Below are 18,770 nucleotides of genomic sequence, written 5' to 3' on the forward strand. Positions count from 1 at the left end.
GTTACTTCGACGCCCAGACCTGAGCGAAGTAGGGCGCCTCGCTGTAGGGCATCGTGATGATCTGCAAGGAGGCGTCGCCTTCCAGCTTGAGCTTCATGACGTCCCAGGCCGGCACGGTGAGCTGCTCCTTGGCGGTGTGACTTTCCCAGCACGCATGGCCGTCCGGTGCGTACACCACCAGGTTTCCGTCCGCCTGCATCACGGTCCTGCTGCCACAGCCGACCGTGCGGGTGCTCCAACGCGCCTCGTCGCCCTCGTAGGCGACGAGGTTGCCGTCGTGCTGCATCACGAGCCGTGCCCGGCCGTTGGTGATGTGGTCGCCGGGGGTGAGGGTCTCGTTGTTCCAGAGGGTGGCGGCACTGTCATTGCGCTCGGCATGAGCGGTACCGCCGGTCGTCAGCAGGGCCGTGGTGGCGAGCAGCGCGGTGGCGGCGGTGGCGGACAACCGGTGAGTGATCGAACGTCTCTTCGTCATGACGGACAATTTCCACGTTGCCGGTGCATGAACCGTAAATGATCGATAAACGCGTCGACCACCGACTCGATCAGCCGACCGTCACCTTGACGATGCGGCCGGAGGCTTCGACGACGAACAGGTCGCGCCGCGGGTCGTGGTCGCCGAAGGCACGGGCGACCCGGACGCTGCTGGGCATCCGCAGACCGTTCGCCAGGACGCAGGACCGGCCGGTCGCCGGGTCCACCCGGATCAGTTCGCCGTCGCGGAAGCTCGCGACCACCAGATCGCCGTCGAAGGAGGTGAGGTCGTCGAGGAGCTTGATCTTCAGAGGGTTCGGGCTGAGCTCGGTGACCGTGGTGTGGTGCGCCGGGTCCTTCAGGGGGATCCGTACGACCGGGGACGCCGTGCTGGTGATGACGCTCGCGTACAGCTGGTCGCCGACGACCTCCAGGCCGTTGGTGCCGAAGACGTCCGCCTTCCTCGTCCACTCCTCGTCCTTGGTGCCGTCCGGCCGGATCTTGACGATGCCGGTGGCCAGCTCGCGGCTGAGGTAGAAGTTGCCGTCGGCGTCCACGGCGAGGCCGTTGACGCCGGATATCCCGTTCACGAACCGCTCGGCCCGCGGCCGGGCGGCGGCCGGGTCGAACCGCATGATGCCGCCGTCCCGCGCCAGCGGATTCACACCGAAGTCGACGTACATCATCCCGTCCGCACCACGCCGGATGCCGCCCGGGCCGGGCACGGGGAAGCTGGTCCTCAGCGTCCCGTCAGGGGCGTACCCCTCGACGCGGTTCTTGGTCAGATGCGCGACCCAGAGCGTGCCGCGCCCGTCGAACTCCAGGTTCTCCCGCCAGTCCAGCAGCGGAACGCCGCCTTCCTGGAACACCTTCACGGTGGCCCGCTCCTGACAGGGATCCAGGGCCGTCGCAGTCGACGGCCGGGATGCCGCCGTCGACGTCCCCGGCCCGCCGGCCATCAAGGCGGCCAATAGACTTCCCACCCATGCCACTGATCGCATACGCATGCCCACCGTTGTACCGTCCCGCCCCCGTTCCCACCCTCAAGTGCCCTTCCGTGTAGGAGGAATCACAGTTACGCGTGTGACTGCTGGGGTTGGAGTGGTCTCTGGTTCCAACAGCCCCTGGAAAGACCGTCGATGGCAGGGCTGTCGTAGCCCACAATGCCGCTATGGCAGAGCAGTCGGGCGTCCACAACGTCATGCGGGGCACGGCGGAGTACGTGCTGCAGATCGGGCACGTGCACGGAGACGTCACCGTGCACCTGCCGCCCGCCGCCGATCCGGTGGAGCGTGCCGCGTCGGCGTTGGCCCGTAGCATCCGGGTGCAGTGGGCCGCGGAGCTGAACGCCTGGGACCTGACGTCGGCGGAGCCCTTGTCGGTGCGCTGGACGGCGAACTGGCCGACGGCTCTGCGCTCTACCGCCCACGGCGACCGGATCACGACGGTCGTGGACGACTTCCTGGGGCTGCACCACCGCCGTCTGGTGGTCCTGGGCGGCCCCGGCGCGGGCAAGTCGACGCTGGCCGTGCTGCTGACCCTGGAACTGACGGACCGTTGCCTTTCGGCCCGGCGTGCGCGTCACGACGGCGAAGGCGGTGACGCGCGTCCCGTCCCGGTCCCCGTCGTCCTCACGCTGGAGTCATGGGATCCGTACCGGGAACACTTCCACGTCTGGCTGGCGAGACGCATCACCGAGGAGCACCCCGGTCTGCCGCCGGTCGACGGCCGGCATCCCGCGGCACGGCTGGTCCAGGACCGGCGGATCCTTCCCGTGCTCGACGGGCTCGACGAACTCCCCGAACACCGGCGTTCCCTGGTGGTGCGCGAGATCGACCGGGCCCTCGGCGAGCAGGACGCGGTCGTCCTCACCTCCCGCACCCGGGAGTACCGCACGGGGGAGGAGGCGGGGGCGGCCATCGGGCGCGCCGCGGTGATGGAGGCCCAGCCGGTCGGCCTGGCGGAAGCCACCGGCTATCTGCTGCGATCCGCCGCACCCCAGGTCCGCAGGAACTGGAAACTGCTGCTCGACGCCGTGGACCAGCAGCCGGACGGGCCGATCGCGCAAGCACTGACGAGTCCGCTGATGATCTGGCTGGCCCGCCGGGGATTCGGGGCACGGCCCGCCGACCCGCTGGACCTGCTGCGCCGGCCGTTCCTGTCGCGGGAGGCCGTCGAGAGCCATCTGCTCGACCTGATCATCCCCGCGGTCTTCCCCCAGCAGCCGCACGCCCCGGACCGGCTGCACGCCCCGAGACAGTGGAACGCACGCCGCTCCGGGCACTGGCTCGCCTACCTCGCCGGCCGCCTCTCCGCTCGCCGCACCACCGAGCTGGCCTGGTGGGACCTGCATCGCACCGCCCTGGTGCGAGCGGCGATGCTGCCGGCCCTCCTGCTGGTGTGCCTGGTGCTGTCCGAGGTCGCGTCCACCGGCGTCGGCTGGTTCGCCGCCGGGCAGGCGGACAGGTCCGTGTTCGGAGGGAAGGGATTCCACGCGTGGGGCCTGGAGCTCGCCCTGTCGGGCGGTCTGCTCCACGGCATGGCGGTATGGATCGCCGTGGAAGCGTGGTTCGGATTCAAACGAGGGCAGCCACGCCGACGCACCAATCCCTTCCGGATCGGTGCGGCCCTGCGCTCGGCCGGCCGGGCCGCCTCCGTGGGGCGGGCACTGAAGGCATCGGCGGTGATCGTCGTTCCGGCCACGCTGTTCACGTTCGTGGTGTCGGGCGCGTACGACCCCCGCCCGTACGTGGTGATGATCGTCTGCAGCACCGTGCTGGCCCCCCTGCTCATGGTGACGCTCGCCGCCCCGTCCGACACCGAGGACGCGAGCACACCGGACGAGGTGCTGGCCAGCGAGCGCACCGCCGCTTGGCTCTCGGTGTGCACGGTCGCCGTGCTGATCGGCATCGGACAGGGGGCACACGGGTGGTACCGCGAGGGCGAGGGGACGTTCGAGGCGGGGACGGCCCGGGCCGTCGCCGGCTGGTTCGGAGCCTCGGCGATGCTGCTGTTGATGAGTCTGTGGAGCCGCTGGCTGCTGGCCAAGGGCTGCCTGGCGCTCGCGGGGCGGGTGCCCTGGTCGCTGATGGAGTTCCTGCGCGACGCGTACCACGGCGGCTTGCTGCAGCGCAGCGGCGGCGTGTACCGGTTCCGTCATTTACGGCTCCAGGAACACCTGGCCGCAAGGACCGGGAACATCGCCCCCCGAGCCCCGCAGCAGCAAGCCCCGTGGCAGCCACCCCCGCCACGCACCCACCCCGCGCCGCGCACCCCGCCCTCGCCCGCGTTCGCGGGTGCCGCCGCGCCCGGATTCCGTGAGGTGCTCGCCGAAGCCGAACGAGCCCCGCTGTCCTCGCTCAAGAACTGGACCGTCCACACGGACGAGCACATCTTCCGGGCCGAGGGCCGAGGGCGCCGGGTCGCCCTCGGCCACTGGCCGGTGGTCATGTTCTTCGCCGTCATGACGGTCATCCGCTCGGGCGTGAACGGCAACTGGTTGCCGGCCCTGATGGGACTCCTCTTCTGGTGCTGCTTCGGGACCCTGATCATGGTCGTCGCCTACCTCCTGCCGCCGCAACGGCAGGAGCTGTGCATGACCACGGCGTACCTCGAGTTCAGGGTGGGCCGCGGCCGTGCCCGGCTGGCCTGGGCCGATGTGCAGGATGTCGCCGTGCGCAAGTTCATCCGCCGGAAGTGGGACACCAAGCTCTACGCCCTTCATGTACGCCCGCACCCCGGTGCGCCGCAGCCCGCGCGATCCTTCCGCAGCGGCGACGGGTGGTTCATGGTCCTCCCGCTGTCCACGAGCGAGGTCGCCCCGCCGGACCTCGCGGCAGCGCTGCGACGCTTCGCCGGCGCCCGCTGGCGGCCGCCGGTGGACTTCGCCACGCCACGGAGTCCGCACGTCACCATCCACAACGAGATCTCGGGGCAGGCGCACGCGGGGGGTGTCATCCAGGCCGGATCCGTGCACGGTGACATCACCGACGGGCGACCGGACCCGCGCGGCGCGGGGAGGGATCCGGGGGACGGTTGAGTTCCGGATCGTCGCTCTGTGTGATGGAACGGTTGCGAGGCGGCCGGTCCGGAGGGAGTGACTTGTTTCCGCCGTCGATGAGGGCAGGGTCGTGTCGAGTGCGGGTCGATCACGAGATATCTTGATGTCGAGCAATGTTGAGACGTGGAGCGGAGCACCGGTGACTGACTCGACCATCATCTATACGCACACCGACGAGGCCCCGGCCCTGGCGACGTATTCGTTCTTGCCTGTGGTCGAGGCGTACGCCTCGACGGCCGGGGTCACTGTGGAGAGCCGTGACATCTCCCTGGCCGGACGCATCATCGCCAGCTTCCCGGAGCGTCTCGAGGAGAGCCAGCGCATCGACGACGCTCTCGCCGAGCTCGGCGAGCTGGCCAAGACTCCCGGCGCGAACATCATCAAGCTGCCGAACATCTCGGCTTCCATCCCGCAGCTGAAGGCGGCCATCGCCGAGCTCCAGCAGCAGGGCTACGCACTGCCGGACTACCCGGACGACCCGAAGACCGACGAGGACAAGGACGTCCGCGCGCGTTACGACAAGGTCAAGGGCAGCGCCGTCAACCCCGTGCTGCGCGAGGGCAACTCCGACCGCCGGGCGCCCGCGTCGGTCAAGAACTACGCCAAGACGCACCCGCACCGCATGGGCGCCTGGACGGCCGACTCCAAGACCAACGTCGCCACTATGGGTGTCGATGACTTCCGCTCCACCGAGAAGTCCGCGGTCGTCGCCGAGAACGGCGCGCTGCGCATCGAGCTCGCGGGTGACGACGGCTCCACCACCGTCCTGCGCGAGTCGGTACCGGTGATCGCGGGCGAGGTCGTGGACGCCTCCGTCATGCGCGTCGCGGCGCTGCGCGAGTTCCTCGGCGAGCAGATCGCCCGTGCCAAGGCCGAGGACGTGCTGTTCTCCGTGCACCTGAAGGCCACGATGATGAAGGTCTCCGACCCGATCATCTTCGGTCACGTCGTGCGCGCCTTCTTCCCGAAGACGTTCGCGCAGTACGGCAAGGCCCTGGCCGCTGCCGGCCTGTCGCCCAACGACGGCCTCGGCGGCATCCTCAAGGGCCTGGAGACGATGCCCGACCTGGGCGAGGAGATCAAGGCGTCCTTCGACGCCGAGCTCGCCGAGGGCCCCGCGCTCGCGATGGTCGACTCCGACAAGGGCATCACCAACCTGCACGTGCCGAGCGACGTCATCGTCGACGCCTCCATGCCGGCCATGATCCGCACCTCCGGCCACATGTGGGGTCCGGACGGCCAGGAGGCGGACACCCTCGCCGTCCTCCCGGACAGCAGCTACTCCGGCGTGTACCAGGTCGTCATCGACGACTGCCGCGCCAACGGCGCCTTCGACCCGTCGACGATGGGCTCGGTGCCCAACGTCGGTCTGATGGCGCAGAAGGCCGAGGAGTACGGCAGCCACGACAAGACCTTCGAGATCCCCGCCACGGGTACCGTGCGCGTGGTCGACGGCGCCGGCAACGTCGTGCTCGAGCAGACGGTCGGCGCGGGCGACATCTTCCGCATGTGCCAGACCAAGGACCTGCCGATCCAGGACTGGGTCAAGCTCGCCGTCACCCGCGCCCGCGCGACCGGCGTCCCCGCCGTGTTCTGGCTCGACGAGGGCCGCGCCCACGACGCGACGCTCATCGCGAAGGTCAAGACCTACCTGGCCGAGCACGACACCGACGGCCTGCAGATCGAGATCATGTCGCCGGTCGAGGCGACCGCGTTCTCCCTCGAGCGGATCCGCCGCGGCGAGGACACGATCTCGGTCACCGGCAACGTGCTGCGTGACTACCTGACGGACCTGTTCCCGATCCTCGAGCTCGGCACGAGCGCGAAGATGCTCTCCGTCGTCCCGCTCATGAACGGTGGCGGTCTGTTCGAGACCGGCGCCGGCGGTTCCGCGCCCAAGCACGTCCAGCAGCTGGTCAAGGAGAACTACCTGCGCTGGGACAGCCTGGGCGAGTTCCTCGCGCTCGCGGTCAGCTTCGAGCACCTCGCGCAGACCACGGGCAACGCGCGCGCCCAGGTGCTCGCGGACACCCTCGACCGCGCGACCGCCACGTTCCTCAACGAGGACAAGTCGCCCAGCCGCCGCCTCGGTGGCATCGACAACCGTGGCAGCCACTTCTACCTGTCGCTCTTCTGGGCGCAGGAGCTGGCGCGGCAGACCGAGGACAAGCAGCTGGCGGAGGCGTTCACCGCCCTCGCCACGACGCTGGCCGAGCAGGAGCAGACCATCGTCGACGAGCTGATCGCGGTGCAGGGTTCGTCGGTCGACATCGGCGGCTACTACCAGCCCGACGCGGCCAAGGCCGCTGCCGTCATGCGTCCGTCGGCGACGTTCAACCAGGCCATCGCGACCCTGGGCTGACCTTCCCGACACAGGCGGGCCCGCCGCCCGCACACCAAGCCGCCCCGGCCGGAGTTCCCTCCGGCCGGGGCGGCTTCGTCGGCGCGGGCCGCCTGCCCCGCCCCGCCGATCAACCGTCGCCCGCCGCCGCACCGCCGACGGCCGTCCGGTGACGGGCCGACGGTGCGGCGGCGGGCAGCGGGTCGTGCCGGATGCGTGCGGCCGGCAGGTGCGCACCGGCGAGCCGGTCCACGGTGGCGCCGACCAGCGCGGGCGGGCCGCTGACGAACGCGACGTGCTCGGACCAGTCGCCGTGCCGCCCCACGACCTCCGCCAGCCGGCGGTACGGGTCCGTCGCCGGGCCCTCGCCGAGCACCGGGACCACGCGCAACCACGAGTGGCGGCGCTCCAGGTCCGTCGGCGAGTCGATGTCGTACAGCCCGGAGCGGGCGTCGAGGAACAGGTGCACCCCACGGTGGGTGGTGCGGCGTGCTGCCAGCTCCTCCAGCAGCGCCTTGGCGGGGGCCCAGCCGGTATCGCCCGCCACCAGCAGCACGTCGCGTGTCAGGTTCTCCTCGAGCGTCATCGTGCCGCCCGCCGGGCCCAGGCGCAGTGTGTCCCCGGCCCGGGTGTGCGCCACCAAGGCCTCGCTCACTCCGCCCGTTCCGGTCTGCCGTACGTGGAACTCCAACTCGCCGTCCGGCCGCGGCGCGCGGGCGAGGGAGTACTGCCTCCAGGCCTGCGGCAGCAGCGGCGAAGCCACCGAGGCGTACTGCCCGGCCCGGTAGGGATAGGGCTCGTGCGGGCGTACCCGCAGCACGGCAAGGCCCGGGCGCCGGACCTGGTGCGCCGTCACCGTGGCCTGCCAGGCCGGGGGTTCGGCGAGCGCGGCCTCCGCGCCCTCGACCATGGCCGCCACGGCGAAGCGCAGCATGCGCAGCCACGCCCCCTCCATCACCTCGCTCCACCGCGGACCCGCCGCCCGGCGCAGCGCTTCGCGCAGCGCCGCCTCGAACGTCGCGAAGTGCGCGGGGCGCACCCCGAGTTTGCGGTGATCACGCCCGAGCCGGGTGAAGACCGCCACGATCTCCTCCGGGCGGTGCAGATTCTCGATCAGGTACCGGAGGATGTCCGCGAGGTGCATGCGCTGGAACTCCATGGACGCGGGAAACAGCGACCGTAGAAACGGCCGCTGCGCGAACATCGCGTCATAGAGATGGGAGATCAAGCCGTCGAAGGGCGTCACCAGTGCGAGATGGTCCGTGATCACCCGCTGATCGGCCGCCCCGTCGTAGGATCGCGCCGCTTCGTGCGCGCTGCGGGTGCCGTCCGGGTGTTGCCCCGGGGCCAGGAGCTGTCGGCGCAGCCGCATCGCGTCGTGCCGGGCGAGCAGGGCGTGGTAGTCGGCGTTGACGGTGGTCACGGGTCGGCATCTCCTCACGCGGGTGGGCACCCCGCACTGACGGGTCCGGCGAGCGGGCCCGTACGACGATCCGGCCCGGGCGGCGGGCGGAAGGCGTCAGTATGGCAACGCCCCCGAGGGACCGTTCGGCCCTATTCCCCAGGGCCGTTCGGCCCTGTCCGCCGGGTGGCGAGGAGGTGTGGGCTGGCCACGCCGACCGGTGCGTCCGGGCTCGGCGGGGCCCGTCGTGCCGCCCCGGCGGGCCCGGAGATACTGGGAGTTCCACGAGTGGAGCGGCATTCCGCGACGCCCCGTCAGACAGAGTGAGCAGCACATGGACCAGTACGCAGCCGCGCCCCTGCGCGTCTTCATCCTCGATGATCACGAGGTGGTGCGCCGCGGGGTGTGCGATCTCCTCGAAGCGGAGCAGGACATCGAGGTGGTGGGGGAGGCGGCCAACGGTCGGGAAGCGCTCTCGAGGGTGCCCGTCACCCGTCCGCACGTGGCGATCCTCGACGTACGGCTCGGGGAGCCCGGTGCGGAGGGAGGCGATCACGAAGGCATCGAGGTGTGCCGGGAACTGCGGGCGAGGATGCCGGAGCTGGCCTGCCTGATGCTGACGTCCTTCGACGACGACGAGGCCCTCTTCGACGCCATCATGGCGGGAGCGGCCGGTTACGTCCTCAAGCAGATCAACGGCTCGGACCTGGTGACCGCGGTACGTACCGTGGCCACGGGCAGGTCGATGCTGGATCCGCGTACGGCCTCACGGGTAATGGAACGGCTGCGCGCGCCGCAGCGCCCGGAGGCGCCGGAGCCCGAGCCGGACCTGCTCTCGCCCCGGGAACGGCAGATCCTGGAGCTGATAGGGGAGGGGCTGACCAACCGTCAGATCGCTGACCGGCTGTTCCTGGCGGAGAAGACGGTCAAGAATCGCGTCTCCTCCCTCCTGGCCAAGCTGGGCGTGGGCCGACGTGTCCAGGCGGCGGAGATCGCGGGCCGCCTCCGTGGGCAGCGGGAGGGGCGCGGCGCCCGTTAGGCGCCTGTCACACGGGCGGCCGGCCGCCGCCTTTCACTCGGGCAGCGGCACGCGCCACACGATGCGGGTGCCGCCCGACGCCCGCGACTCGACCGTCAGGGAACCGCCGTGGAGTTCGGCGCGGGAGCGCATATTGGCCAGGCCCCCGGTGTGGCCGCCACCGGCCACTCCCACCCCGTCGTCCGCGACGGTCAGCGTCACGCGGTCGTCCACGACCAGGGCGACGTCCACCCGGCGGGCCCGCGCGTGCCGGGTGGCGTTGCTGAGGGCCTCGGCCGTCACCGCCAGTATGTGCTCGGCCAGTTCGTCCGGGACGTTGGTGTCCGCCGGGCCCTCGATCCGCAGGGAAGGGGGGAAGCCCAGGGTGCGGGCGGCGGCCTGCGCGGTCTCGGCCATGCGACGGCGCAGGCTCGGTCCGCCGTCCCCGGTCGTCCGGAGCGCGAAGATGGTCGACCGGATGATCTGGATGGTGGTGTCCAGGTCGTTCACCGCGCGGCCGACCCGCTCGGCCGCCTCCGGCCGCTCGATGAGGCGGGTGGCGCTCTGCAGCGTCATGCCGGTGGCGAAGAGCCGCTGGATCGCCAGGTCGTGCAGGTCCCGGGCGATCCGGTCGCGGTCGTGCAGCACGGCCAGCTCCTCCGACTCGGCGCGGTGCTGGGCGAGTTCGAGGGCGATGGCGGCCTGATCGGCGAAGCCCGAGATCAGCCTCACCTCGAGGTCGTCGAACGCGGGCCGCCCGGCCAGCCGGCTCAGCCGCAGCGCGCCGGAGGTCCTCGCGTCCGCCCGTAACGGGACCGCGACGGTGGGGCCGCACCCCTCCTCCGCGTCCTCGTCGAGGGGGTACGCCCGAGGATCGGTACGGACATCGGAGCTGGCCACCGGGGACCCGGTGCGCGCGGCCAGGCCGGCCAGCGACCCCTCGGCCGGAACGACCAGCCCGCCGAGACGGTCGGCGCCGTGACCGTGGGCCACCTCGACCATCAGCCTGTCCGGCGTCCCCTCCGCCGGGGACGGCATCGGCACGGGAAGCAGCACGGCGGCGCGGTCGGCGCTCGCGACCTCCATCGCGCGCTCGGCGATCAGGCGCAGCACCGAAGGGGAGTCGGTGCCGGACAGCAGACTGCGGGTGATCTCGCCGAGGGCCTCCAGCCAGCGTTCCCGGCGGCGGCTCTCGTGGTACAGACGGGCGTTGTCGATGGCCACACCGGCCGCGATGGACAGGGTGTTCAGCACCGCCTCGTCGTCCTCGTCGAAGGACGCCCCGCCCCGCTTCTCGGTGAGGTAGAGATTGCCGAAGACCTCGTCCCGGACCCGGACCGGCACCCCCAGGAACGTGCGCATCGGAGGGTGGTGCTCGGGAAAGCCGTAACTGTGGGGGTGGCGGGACAGATCGGTGAGCCTGAGCGGTACGGGATTGCTGATGAGTTCGCCGAGAATGCCCCGCCCACAGGGTGTGCGGCCGATCCGCGCCGTGAGTTCGTCGGACATGCCGACCGGCAGGAACTCCGAGAGCCGTTGCCCGTCGCCGACCACGCCGAGCGCCCCGTACTCCGCGTCCGTGAGCGTGACCGCGGCCTGGACGATGCCCCGTAGCACCTGGGGCAGTTCGAGCCCGTGTCCCAGACTCATGACGGCGTCGAGGAGGCTGCGGACCCGGTCCGGTCCGAGGGGCTGCGACCGTCGCGCCGACTGTGCCTGATCTGCGGTTTTGGACATGACTGCTCCCCTGGCCCGTGCCTGGTGAGCAGCCTACGCCAGCGCCGTGCGAGGCCCGCGCGGGGGCCCGGCCGCCCGAAAGGCGGGAGGACGCCGCCATCGGCAAGTGTTCGACGGAGGCGCGTTGTTCGAGAAAACAGTCGGCTTTCCGGGCCTCAACTCCCCTCCGACGGGTGGTTTGCCCGCTCCTGGACGGGCGGCCCGGATGGCCTTGGCGACACTGGCCGATGGGCAACACGATGATCCCAAGAGTGGGGGAACGAAATGGCCGCCGGTACGGTTCTGTTCGCGCTGCGCGAGGACCCACGGGACGAGGGCTCCGAAGGCGACCAGCTGCGCAGGATCCGCAAGGCGGTGGAAGCCCAGGGCCTGGAAGTGCGCTGGACGCGGACCGCGGGCGACGCGCGGGCGGTGCTGCGCACGGAGGCGGGCCTCGCGGCCGCCGTCGTGGCATGGGACCTCGCCCCGGACGGGAGCGCCAAGGACGAGCCGGGCGGTGCCGCGGTGTTGCGCCAGATCGGACGGCGCTTCAAGAACCTGCCCGTCCTGCTCGTCATGACGGACGAGGCCGACGACGACCTCGACCGCCTGCCGCTGTGGGTGTCGGAAACGGTGGTCGGCTACATCTGGCCGCTGGAGGACACCCCTGCGTTCATCGCCGGACGGATCGTCAGCGCGGCGCGTGCCTACAGCGAGGCCGTGCTCCCGCCGTTCTTCAAGGCGCTGCGGCACTTCGACGACGCCCATGAGTACTCCTGGCACACCCCGGCACACGCGGGCGGGGTCGCCTTCCTGAAGTCACCCGTCGGACGGGCCTTCTTCGACTACTACGGGGAGCGGCTGTTCCGCAGCGACCTGTCCATCTCCGTCGAGGAACTGGGGTCCCTGTTCGAACACACCGGCCCGATCGGGGACGCTGAGCGCAACGCCGCCCGGATCTTCGGCGCCGAGCGCACCTACTTCGTGCTCCACGGTGACTCCACCGCGGACCGCATGGTCGGTCACTTCTGCGTCGCACACGACGAGATCGCGCTGGTGGACCGCAACTGTCACAAGTCCGTGCTGCACGGCCTGGTCCTGTCCGGCGCCCGCCCGGTCTATCTCGTCCCCACCCGCAACGGCTACGGGCTGGCCGGCCCGCTGCCGCCCGCCGAGATCCGGGCGGCGGCGGTGGCGGACCGGATCGCCCGCAACCCGCTGGCAGCGGGCGCGAGCTCGCCCCACGCCGAGTACGCCGTGCTCACCAACTCCACCTACGACGGGCTCTGTTACGACGCGGTGCACGTCGCGCGCGAGCTCGCCCCCAGCACCCCGCGGCTCCACTTCGACGAGGCGTGGTTCGCCTACGCGCGCTTCCATCCCCTCTACGCCGGGCGCTACGGGATGTCCGTGGGCCCCGACACGTTCAGCGGACCCGAACGTCCCACGGTCTTCGCGACCCAGTCCACGCACAAGCTGCTGGCGGCGCTGTCCCAGAGCGCCATGGTGCACGTCAAGCCCGCGCCCAGGGCCCCGGTGGAGCACGAGCGCTTCAACGAGGCGTTCATGATGCACGGCACCACCTCGCCGCTCTACCCCGCCATCGCCTCCCTCGACGTGGCCGCCGGAATGATGGACGGCCCGCAGGGGCACTGGCTGATCGACGAGGCCGTCACCGAGGCCGTCCGGTTCCGTCAGGCCGTGGTCCGCACCGGCAGGCGCATCGCGGCCGCCGGGGACCGGCCCGCCTGGTTCTTCGGCGTCTGGCAGCCCGAGACCGTCACCGACCCGGCCACCGGTGAACCGCACGCCTTCGCCGACGCGCCGGCCGAACTGCTGCGCAACCAACCGTCCTGCTGGCAGCTGGAACCGGATGCCGACTGGCACGGCTTCCCGGGACTCGGTGAGGGCTACGCCCTGCTGGACCCGGTCAAGGTGACCCTCACCTGCCCCGGCATCGACGCCACCGGGCAGACGGCCGAGCGGGGAATCCCCGCCCGGATCCTGACGGCCTACCTGGCGACCCGGAACATCGTGGTGGAGAAGACCGACACCTACACCACCCTCATCCTCTTCTCCATGGGCATCACGAAGGGGAAGTGGGGCACGCTGCTGGACGCCCTGATGGACTTCAAGGCGCTCTACGACGCCGACACGCCGCTCGATCAGGTGCTGCCCGGCCTTCTCGCGCAGCACCCCCGGCGCTATGACGGGACGACCTTGCGGGAACTGTGCCAGTCCATGCACGACCACCTGCGCCAGGCCGATCTGGTCACCTTGCTGGACACGGCCTTCCAGGAACTGCCGGAACCGGTCGCGCCACCCCAGTGGTGCTACCAGCAGCTGATCCGGGCGGGCACCGAGCGGGTCAGGCTCGCCGACGCCGCGGACCGCGTGGCGGCGGCCATGGTCACCGTGACACCGCCCGGAATCCCCGTCCTGATGCCGGGCGAGTCCACCGGCGGCTCCGACGGTCCCCTGCTGCGTTACCTCGGCGCGCTGGAGGCCTTCGACCGCGAGTTCCCCGGATTCCGCAGTGAGACCCACGGAGTGACCGTGGACCCGGACAACGGCGACTATCTCATCGAGTGCGTACGCCCGGATCGTTCGGCCGCCTCTCGGCACTGACCGGAGGGCGTGGTGAATCAACTCTCGGAAGGTTGTGCGGCGTGACGGGGCGGCGGGGAACAGGGTGTGTGCTGGCGTTGGCGACGGCTGCCGTCCTCGCCCTGACGGGCGAGGCGGCGGCCGACGAGGCGGGCGCGCGGGCCTCGGTCGGCGGTGCGCAGGTGGTGGACGCCGTTGTCACCGACCTGCCACGCCTGCTGCCTGACCATCCGCCGTCGCACGTCGGTGTGGACGCCCTGGGCGGCGCGGCGCGGGCGGAGGTCGTCGACAGCGGTACGGGGTGTGTGAACGTCACCGCGCACGTTCTCGCCGTCGACGCGGAAGCATGGCTGAACTGCCGCAAACCGAGTCCCCCCGCGCCCGCACCACCGGCGCCCGCACCTCCCGCGCCCGCTCCGCCCGCCCCCGGACCCCCGGCGCCACCCGCTCCTGAACCCCCGGCGCCACCGGCCCCCGCGCCACCTGCCCCCGCACCACCGGTCCCCGCGCCCCCGGTACCGCCCCCTCCCGCGCCCGCTCCTCCGGCCCCCGTGCCGATCCCCCCGGCTCCGCCCGCGCCACCGGCCCCGGCGCCGTTGCCCCCCGCGCCCGCGCCCCCCGCGCCCGCGCCTCCGGCGCCCGTCCCGCCCGGTCCGCCCGCCCCGGTACCTCCCGCACCCGCTCCACCCGCACGTCCGGCACCGCCCGCACCCCCGGGGCCGGGGCCGACGGCGCCCGCGCCTCCCGCGGCCGTCCCACCGGCGCCTCCCGGGCCCGGAAGGCCGGGTGCTCCCGCCCCGGCGCCGCCGGAGCTCACGCCCATCGGCGTCAAGCCGTCCCGTCCGTCACCCGCCACCACCCCACCGCCCTCGAATCCGCGGCCCGTCCCGCCCGTGCGCTCCCGCCCCCACCCGCGGCCCGCCTACCGCAACTCCCTCAAGTCCCAGGGCGAGCAGCCCACCCGCACCACCTCGCTGGTCACGCTCACCTTGGTGCTCACCGTCCCCGCGGTCATGGCGGCCGCGCTGCTGCGCCCGCGCTCCGGAGGCCGACGCGGCCGCTGACCGTGTCGAACACCTTTGTCCTGGCAAGCACTTGCGAACCGGCCGAGGGACGACTTAGCTGTCGGGGACGTCGAAGCAAGCGGGGGAATACCATGCGCGACGACCATGGCGGCCTGGTGGTGCTGGGCACATCGTCAGAAGTCGGCAAGACTCTGGTGACGATCGCGATCTGCCGGTGGTTACGTGACCAGGGTGTGAAGACCACTCCGTTCAAGTCCCTCTCGATGCAGCCCGGCGAGGCCCTCTATCCGACGCCTCCCGACGGGGCCATCCACTACCACCAGGCCTACCAGGCCGTCGCCGCCGGTGTGCGGCCCCACGGTGACCTCAATCCGATCGCGCTGTGGGTGACGCCGGAGGGAGTCGCGACGTCCATACGCGGGAGACGTTCCGACTACTGGCTCAGCCAGCCCCGGCATGTCTGCACGGACCGCGGGCGGGCTGAGATCATGAAGGCGTACCGGGGCCTGGCCGAGCGGTACGACTTCGTCGTGTCCGAGGGGTGCGGCAGCCCGGTGGAGCTGAACCTCAAGGACCGGGACGTGACCAACCTGTGGCTGGCGGACGCGGTCGACGCCCCGTGCGTGCTGGTGTGCAGCACCGTCCACACCGGTGTTTTCGCCTCGCTGGTGGGCACGCTGGAGCTCATGGCTCCCGCCGAGCGGCGGCGCGTGGTGGGGTTCGTCGTCAACCGCTTCGCCGGTGACCCGCGCGATTTCGACTCGGCCGTGCCGATCCTCGAGCAGAGATCGAGCCTGCCCTGTCTCGGAGTCATCCCGCACTTCGACCGGGCGCCGCTGCTCACCTCGGTGCCGACCGGTCCCGAGCAGGTGCTGGAGCGTGCGCACTCGCCCGAGTTGGACGCGGAGATCGCGGCGTGGACGGCCCATGTGAGCGCCCATGTGGCGCTCGACCGGCTGATGGAGGGCGTGCACGCCTACGCGGCCGTGGCGGACGGGGCGGCATGAGCCGTCCCCGGGCCGGGCACCCGGGGGACAAGGCTTCCGCCGGATCCCCGGAAACACGGGGCGTCGTCTCCTTCGTCGTCATCTGGTTCGGCTCCACCCTGTCCCAACTGGCCAGTGCGAGCACGAATTTCGCCATGACGGTCTGGCTGTGGGAGCGTAGCCACGCGGCGCTGCCGATCATCGTCCTGGAGCTGTGTTCCTACCTCGCGGTGGTCGCGCTGAGCCCGGTCGGAGGAGTGCTCGCCGACCGCTGGGGACGGCGGCGCACCCTGGTGCTGAGCAGCCTCCTCGGGGCGCTGGTCATCGGATGCCTGTGGCTGCTGTACGGGCTGGGCGCGCTGAGCGAGGCGTACGTCTATCTGTCGATGCTGGCGCTGGGCGCGAGCATCACGTTGCAGTACCCGGCGATGACCTCCACGATCACCGCCCTGGTGCCACCAGGACAGTACGCGCGCGCCAACGGTCTGCTCTCGCTGTCGGTCTCCGTGTCCGGAGTCGTCGCCCCCGCCTTGGGCGCGTTCCTGATGTCCGCCACGAGCCTCGGTGTGGTGTTCATGGTCGACGTCGCCAGCTACGCGGTCGCCCTGGCCACGCTTCTTGTGCGCGTCCCGCGCTCCTCCGTCCCCTCGGACGCCGGTGGTCCACCAGGAGATACGGCCAAGGCCGGTGCCCGGCTGAGGGCCGATCTCACGCTCGGATTCCGCTACATCGCAGGGCAACGGGGCCTGCTGGCCCTCCAGGTGTGTTTCTTCGCTTTCTTCTTCGCCGGCATGTTCGGCGTCCTGCTCGCGCCCATGGTGCTGGCCAGGACGGGCGGGAACAACGCGGCGCTGGCGGGCGTGCTCAGCGCCGCGGGCGTGGGCGGTGTGCTCGGCGGTCTGGCGACCACGGCGTTCGGCATCCTGCGGGCCCGCCCGCTGTATGTGATCTTCACGGGCTTCATCGTCACCGGGCTGCTGGGCCAACTGCCCTACGGCGTCAGCACCAGCACGTCCGTGTGGTGGGCCACCTCGTTCGTCGGGGCGTTCGTCTTCCCTTTCATCCTGGCGGCCCATCAGACGATCTGGCAGACCAGGGTTCCCGTGGAGATCCAAGGGCGGGTCTTCGCCGCCCGGCGGGTGCTCACCGAATCCGCCGGACCGATCGCCCTGCTGCTGGCCGGCCCCCTGGCCGACCATGTCTTCGAACCGGCCATGCACGGCTCGCTCGGCTCCTCGGCCGGGTGGCTGGTGGGCACCGGTGCGGGCTCGGGCATGGCGCTGTTGCTGGTGCTGTCCGGTCTGCTGTCGGTGGTGACCGGCTGTGTCGGCTTCCGTGCCGTCCGGCTGTCGACGACATGGCGGGACGTGGAGGACTGACCCCGCCGTCGTGCCGCGGCTGCGCACCGATCGAGGACAGCGCGGCCGTACGGTGGTGCGAGCCGTTCCGCACCGCGTCAGATGTGGAAACCGAGCGAGGCGACGAAGGCGAAGTTCTGCGACGCGTGAAGGATCCGGGTCAGGACGAAGTCGTCGTACAGCCCCGGTGGCACCTCGGTGTCGATCCGTACGCGCACACTGACGAACAGCGGCGAGGGGCGGTTCGCGAGGGCGAGGGGGATCTCCTTGCGGTTCTGGTCCGCGCTGGTGATCCGGGCGGTCGCCAGCACCGTCTCGACGCTGTGGTAGGGCCGGGCGGGATCCGGCAGATAGGCCGTCACCGTGATCAGATGGCCCGGGTAGCCGGTGAAGGTCTCCACCCCCTCGGTGACCACCACGAGTGCCGTGGCGTCCCCCTGGGGGTCGGCCCTCTCCAGGGTCAAGGGGACTTCGGCGGACAGCCCGGAGTAATGGGCGTCGTCGTACAACCCCGGTTCGTCACCGAGGTGGATCCGTCCTTGCCAAATCAGTTCCGGCTTCGGGCTGCGCATGGAGCGTCTCCATTCGATGAGCTGTCTACCGAGCTGTCTCCGGGGTGTCTCAGGCCTCCGGGCGGGGCAGGCCGATGGGGTTGGGGAACGGCAGGACGTTCGCGGCCAGGACCCGGGACACGGCCGGTTCCAGCGCCGTGATCAGCGCATCCACGTCCTCCGCCTTCTCCAGCGGGCGCAGCAGCCGGGCCGACAGCCGGTCGGTCTCGTCCTCGATCCGCTGCCGCTGCTCACGGCCCCGCCGCGTGCACGTTTCGCCCGTCGGCGCCAGGAGCCCCCGCTCCCGCAGCCGTTCCCGCGCGGCGCCCCACTCCTCCTCGCTCCATCCTCTGTCCTGCCGCATCCCCTCCGTGGGCACCCGGCCGGTGGACGCCGCGAGCAACAAGGCCTCACAACCGTCGAGTTCATGGTCGGCGAGCACGCACGCGTGGGCGTCGCCCCGGTACTCGCGGACGGTGGTGACCAACTGCCACAGCCGCTCCACCGGATCGGGTCCGACGCCCTCGCACAGCTCCCGGTTGGCGGCGAACAGCGGGCGGGCTCCCGCGGGCGCGGCGTCGACCATGGCGCGCAGCGGGCGCTCCACCCGTGCGGACAGCTCCTCGGTCTCGGGAGCGAGCGCGCGCAGCGCGGCCGCCGCGGTGCGCGTCCGGTGGGTGACGGCCTCGGCCGGGGTGACCGTGTCCCAGGCGGCGGGCAGGGCCCGGGCGATCATCGACGGCGCGAAGACGGAGAACACGGCGGCGGTCAGAGCCGGCCCGACCGGCCCCAGCGGAGCCGCGCGGGTGGCGAAGTAGCCCATCCAGAAGCCCTTGAGACCCAACGCGCGGCCCATTCCACGGCACTGCGGGTGGAAGTAGACAACCGCGTGCAGGGGTTCGGTCCGCAACCACAGCATCCGCGCTCTGCGCTCCATGACGTGGGAGGTTACCTCCGGGTCAGGTCGCCGGCGGCGCGCGATGAGCCGCCGCTGACGGGCCGACAGCGAATTACGGCCACGTCGCATGCCCCCACGACGGAGGCCGGGAGGAGGCCGGGCGCCCCGGTGCCGCATTCCGGTCGCCCGGGTCGTCGCTGCTCACCCGGGAGCCGGGCGCCGTCCGTTACCGGATTCGCGGTGTCGGCGCCAAATGGCCGAAGTCCGCCCGTCCGGCGCCGCACGACGCTTGACGTATCCCGGCACGGCGCGAAGACTCGAACGGAAGTCGGGA

At 71.4% G+C, this 18,770-nt stretch carries 14 protein-coding genes; 7 read left to right on the top strand and 7 right to left on the bottom strand.

The genetic code is table 11. The features are described from left to right. Position 1: 1 nt before the first annotated feature. Positions 2-475 carry a hypothetical protein gene (locus FHS38_RS07205; RefSeq protein WP_184731938.1) on the bottom strand — a complete coding sequence of 158 codons (474 nt, stop codon included), beginning with the start codon at positions 473-475 and terminating at the stop codon, positions 2-4. 70 nt (positions 476-545) lie between these two features. Beyond that, positions 546-1,349 (bottom strand): SMP-30/gluconolactonase/LRE family protein, encoded by an 804-nt coding sequence (locus FHS38_RS07210; RefSeq protein ID WP_184731939.1) that lies wholly within the window; start codon positions 1,347-1,349, stop codon positions 546-548. 296 nt (positions 1,350-1,645) lie between these two features. Here FHS38_RS07210 and FHS38_RS07215 point away from each other — a divergent pair, with 296 nt between their 5' ends. Together FHS38_RS07215 and FHS38_RS07220 are read left to right on the top strand one after the other, a co-directional pair. Next, complete coding sequence (locus FHS38_RS07215; RefSeq protein WP_184731941.1) at positions 1,646-4,513, top strand: NACHT domain-containing protein; 2,868 nt, start codon at positions 1,646-1,648, stop codon at positions 4,511-4,513. A 160-nt stretch (positions 4,514-4,673) separates the two neighbouring features. Next, positions 4,674-6,896: an NADP-dependent isocitrate dehydrogenase gene (locus FHS38_RS07220; protein ID WP_184731943.1), complete on the top strand. Its 2,223-nt coding sequence runs from the start codon at positions 4,674-4,676 to the stop codon at positions 6,894-6,896. 109 nt (positions 6,897-7,005) lie between these two features. Here the strand turns inward: FHS38_RS07220 and FHS38_RS07225 are convergent, their stop codons facing one another. Next, complete coding sequence (locus FHS38_RS07225) at positions 7,006-8,298, bottom strand: globin domain-containing protein (protein WP_229822755.1); 1,293 nt, start codon at positions 8,296-8,298, stop codon at positions 7,006-7,008. A 313-nt stretch (positions 8,299-8,611) separates the two neighbouring features. Between FHS38_RS07225 and FHS38_RS07230 the strand changes: the two genes are divergently transcribed. After that, entirely contained in the window at positions 8,612-9,316 is a 705-nt protein-coding gene (locus FHS38_RS07230; protein ID WP_184731945.1) for a response regulator, read from the top strand. A 33-nt stretch (positions 9,317-9,349) separates the two neighbouring features. Here the strand turns inward: FHS38_RS07230 and FHS38_RS07235 are convergent, their stop codons facing one another. After that, the gene (locus tag FHS38_RS07235; protein WP_184731947.1) at positions 9,350-11,032 is read right to left on the bottom strand and encodes a sensor histidine kinase; all 1,683 of its coding nucleotides are present in this window, start codon (positions 11,030-11,032) and stop codon (positions 9,350-9,352) included. 264 nt (positions 11,033-11,296) lie between these two features. Between FHS38_RS07235 and FHS38_RS07240 the strand changes: the two genes are divergently transcribed. Next, a complete protein-coding gene (locus FHS38_RS07240; RefSeq protein WP_184731949.1) occupies positions 11,297-13,639 on the top strand; it encodes an Orn/Lys/Arg family decarboxylase in 2,343 nt (780 codons plus the stop codon). 17 nt (positions 13,640-13,656) lie between these two features. On the opposite strand, the gene FHS38_RS07245 is transcribed toward FHS38_RS07240, so the two are convergent. After that, entirely contained in the window at positions 13,657-13,941 is a 285-nt protein-coding gene (locus tag FHS38_RS07245) for a hypothetical protein (RefSeq protein WP_184731951.1), read from the bottom strand. A 570-nt stretch (positions 13,942-14,511) separates the two neighbouring features. On the opposite strand from FHS38_RS07245, the gene FHS38_RS07250 reads away from it, so the two are divergent. The 3 genes from FHS38_RS07250 (at position 14,512) to FHS38_RS07260 (ending at position 17,008) form a co-directional block, all read left to right on the top strand. Further along, the gene (locus FHS38_RS07250) at positions 14,512-14,682 is read left to right on the top strand and encodes a hypothetical protein (protein ID WP_184731953.1); all 171 of its coding nucleotides are present in this window, start codon (positions 14,512-14,514) and stop codon (positions 14,680-14,682) included. A gap of 92 nt (positions 14,683-14,774) precedes the next feature. Continuing rightward, complete coding sequence (locus FHS38_RS07255; RefSeq protein WP_184731955.1) at positions 14,775-15,650, top strand: AAA family ATPase; 876 nt, start codon at positions 14,775-14,777, stop codon at positions 15,648-15,650. After that, entirely contained in the window at positions 15,647-17,008 is a 1,362-nt protein-coding gene (locus FHS38_RS07260) for an MFS transporter (protein ID WP_184731975.1), read from the top strand. The genes FHS38_RS07255 and FHS38_RS07260 overlap by 4 nt, the downstream gene beginning before the upstream one ends. Positions 17,009-17,085: 77 nt before the next feature. On the opposite strand, the gene FHS38_RS07265 is transcribed toward FHS38_RS07260, so the two are convergent. Continuing rightward, positions 17,086-17,559, bottom strand: a complete 474-nt coding sequence (locus FHS38_RS07265; protein ID WP_184731977.1) for a hypothetical protein — start codon at positions 17,557-17,559, stop codon at positions 17,086-17,088. A gap of 49 nt (positions 17,560-17,608) precedes the next feature. Continuing rightward, positions 17,609-18,475, bottom strand: coding sequence for an SCO6745 family protein (locus FHS38_RS07270; RefSeq protein ID WP_184731979.1), 867 nt, complete (start codon positions 18,473-18,475; stop codon positions 17,609-17,611). Positions 18,476-18,770: the final 295 nt, after the last annotated feature.

It is taken from the genome of Streptomyces netropsis (assembly GCF_014203545.1).
GTDB classification, from domain to species: Bacteria; Actinomycetota; Actinomycetes; order Streptomycetales; family Streptomycetaceae; genus Streptomyces; species Streptomyces netropsis.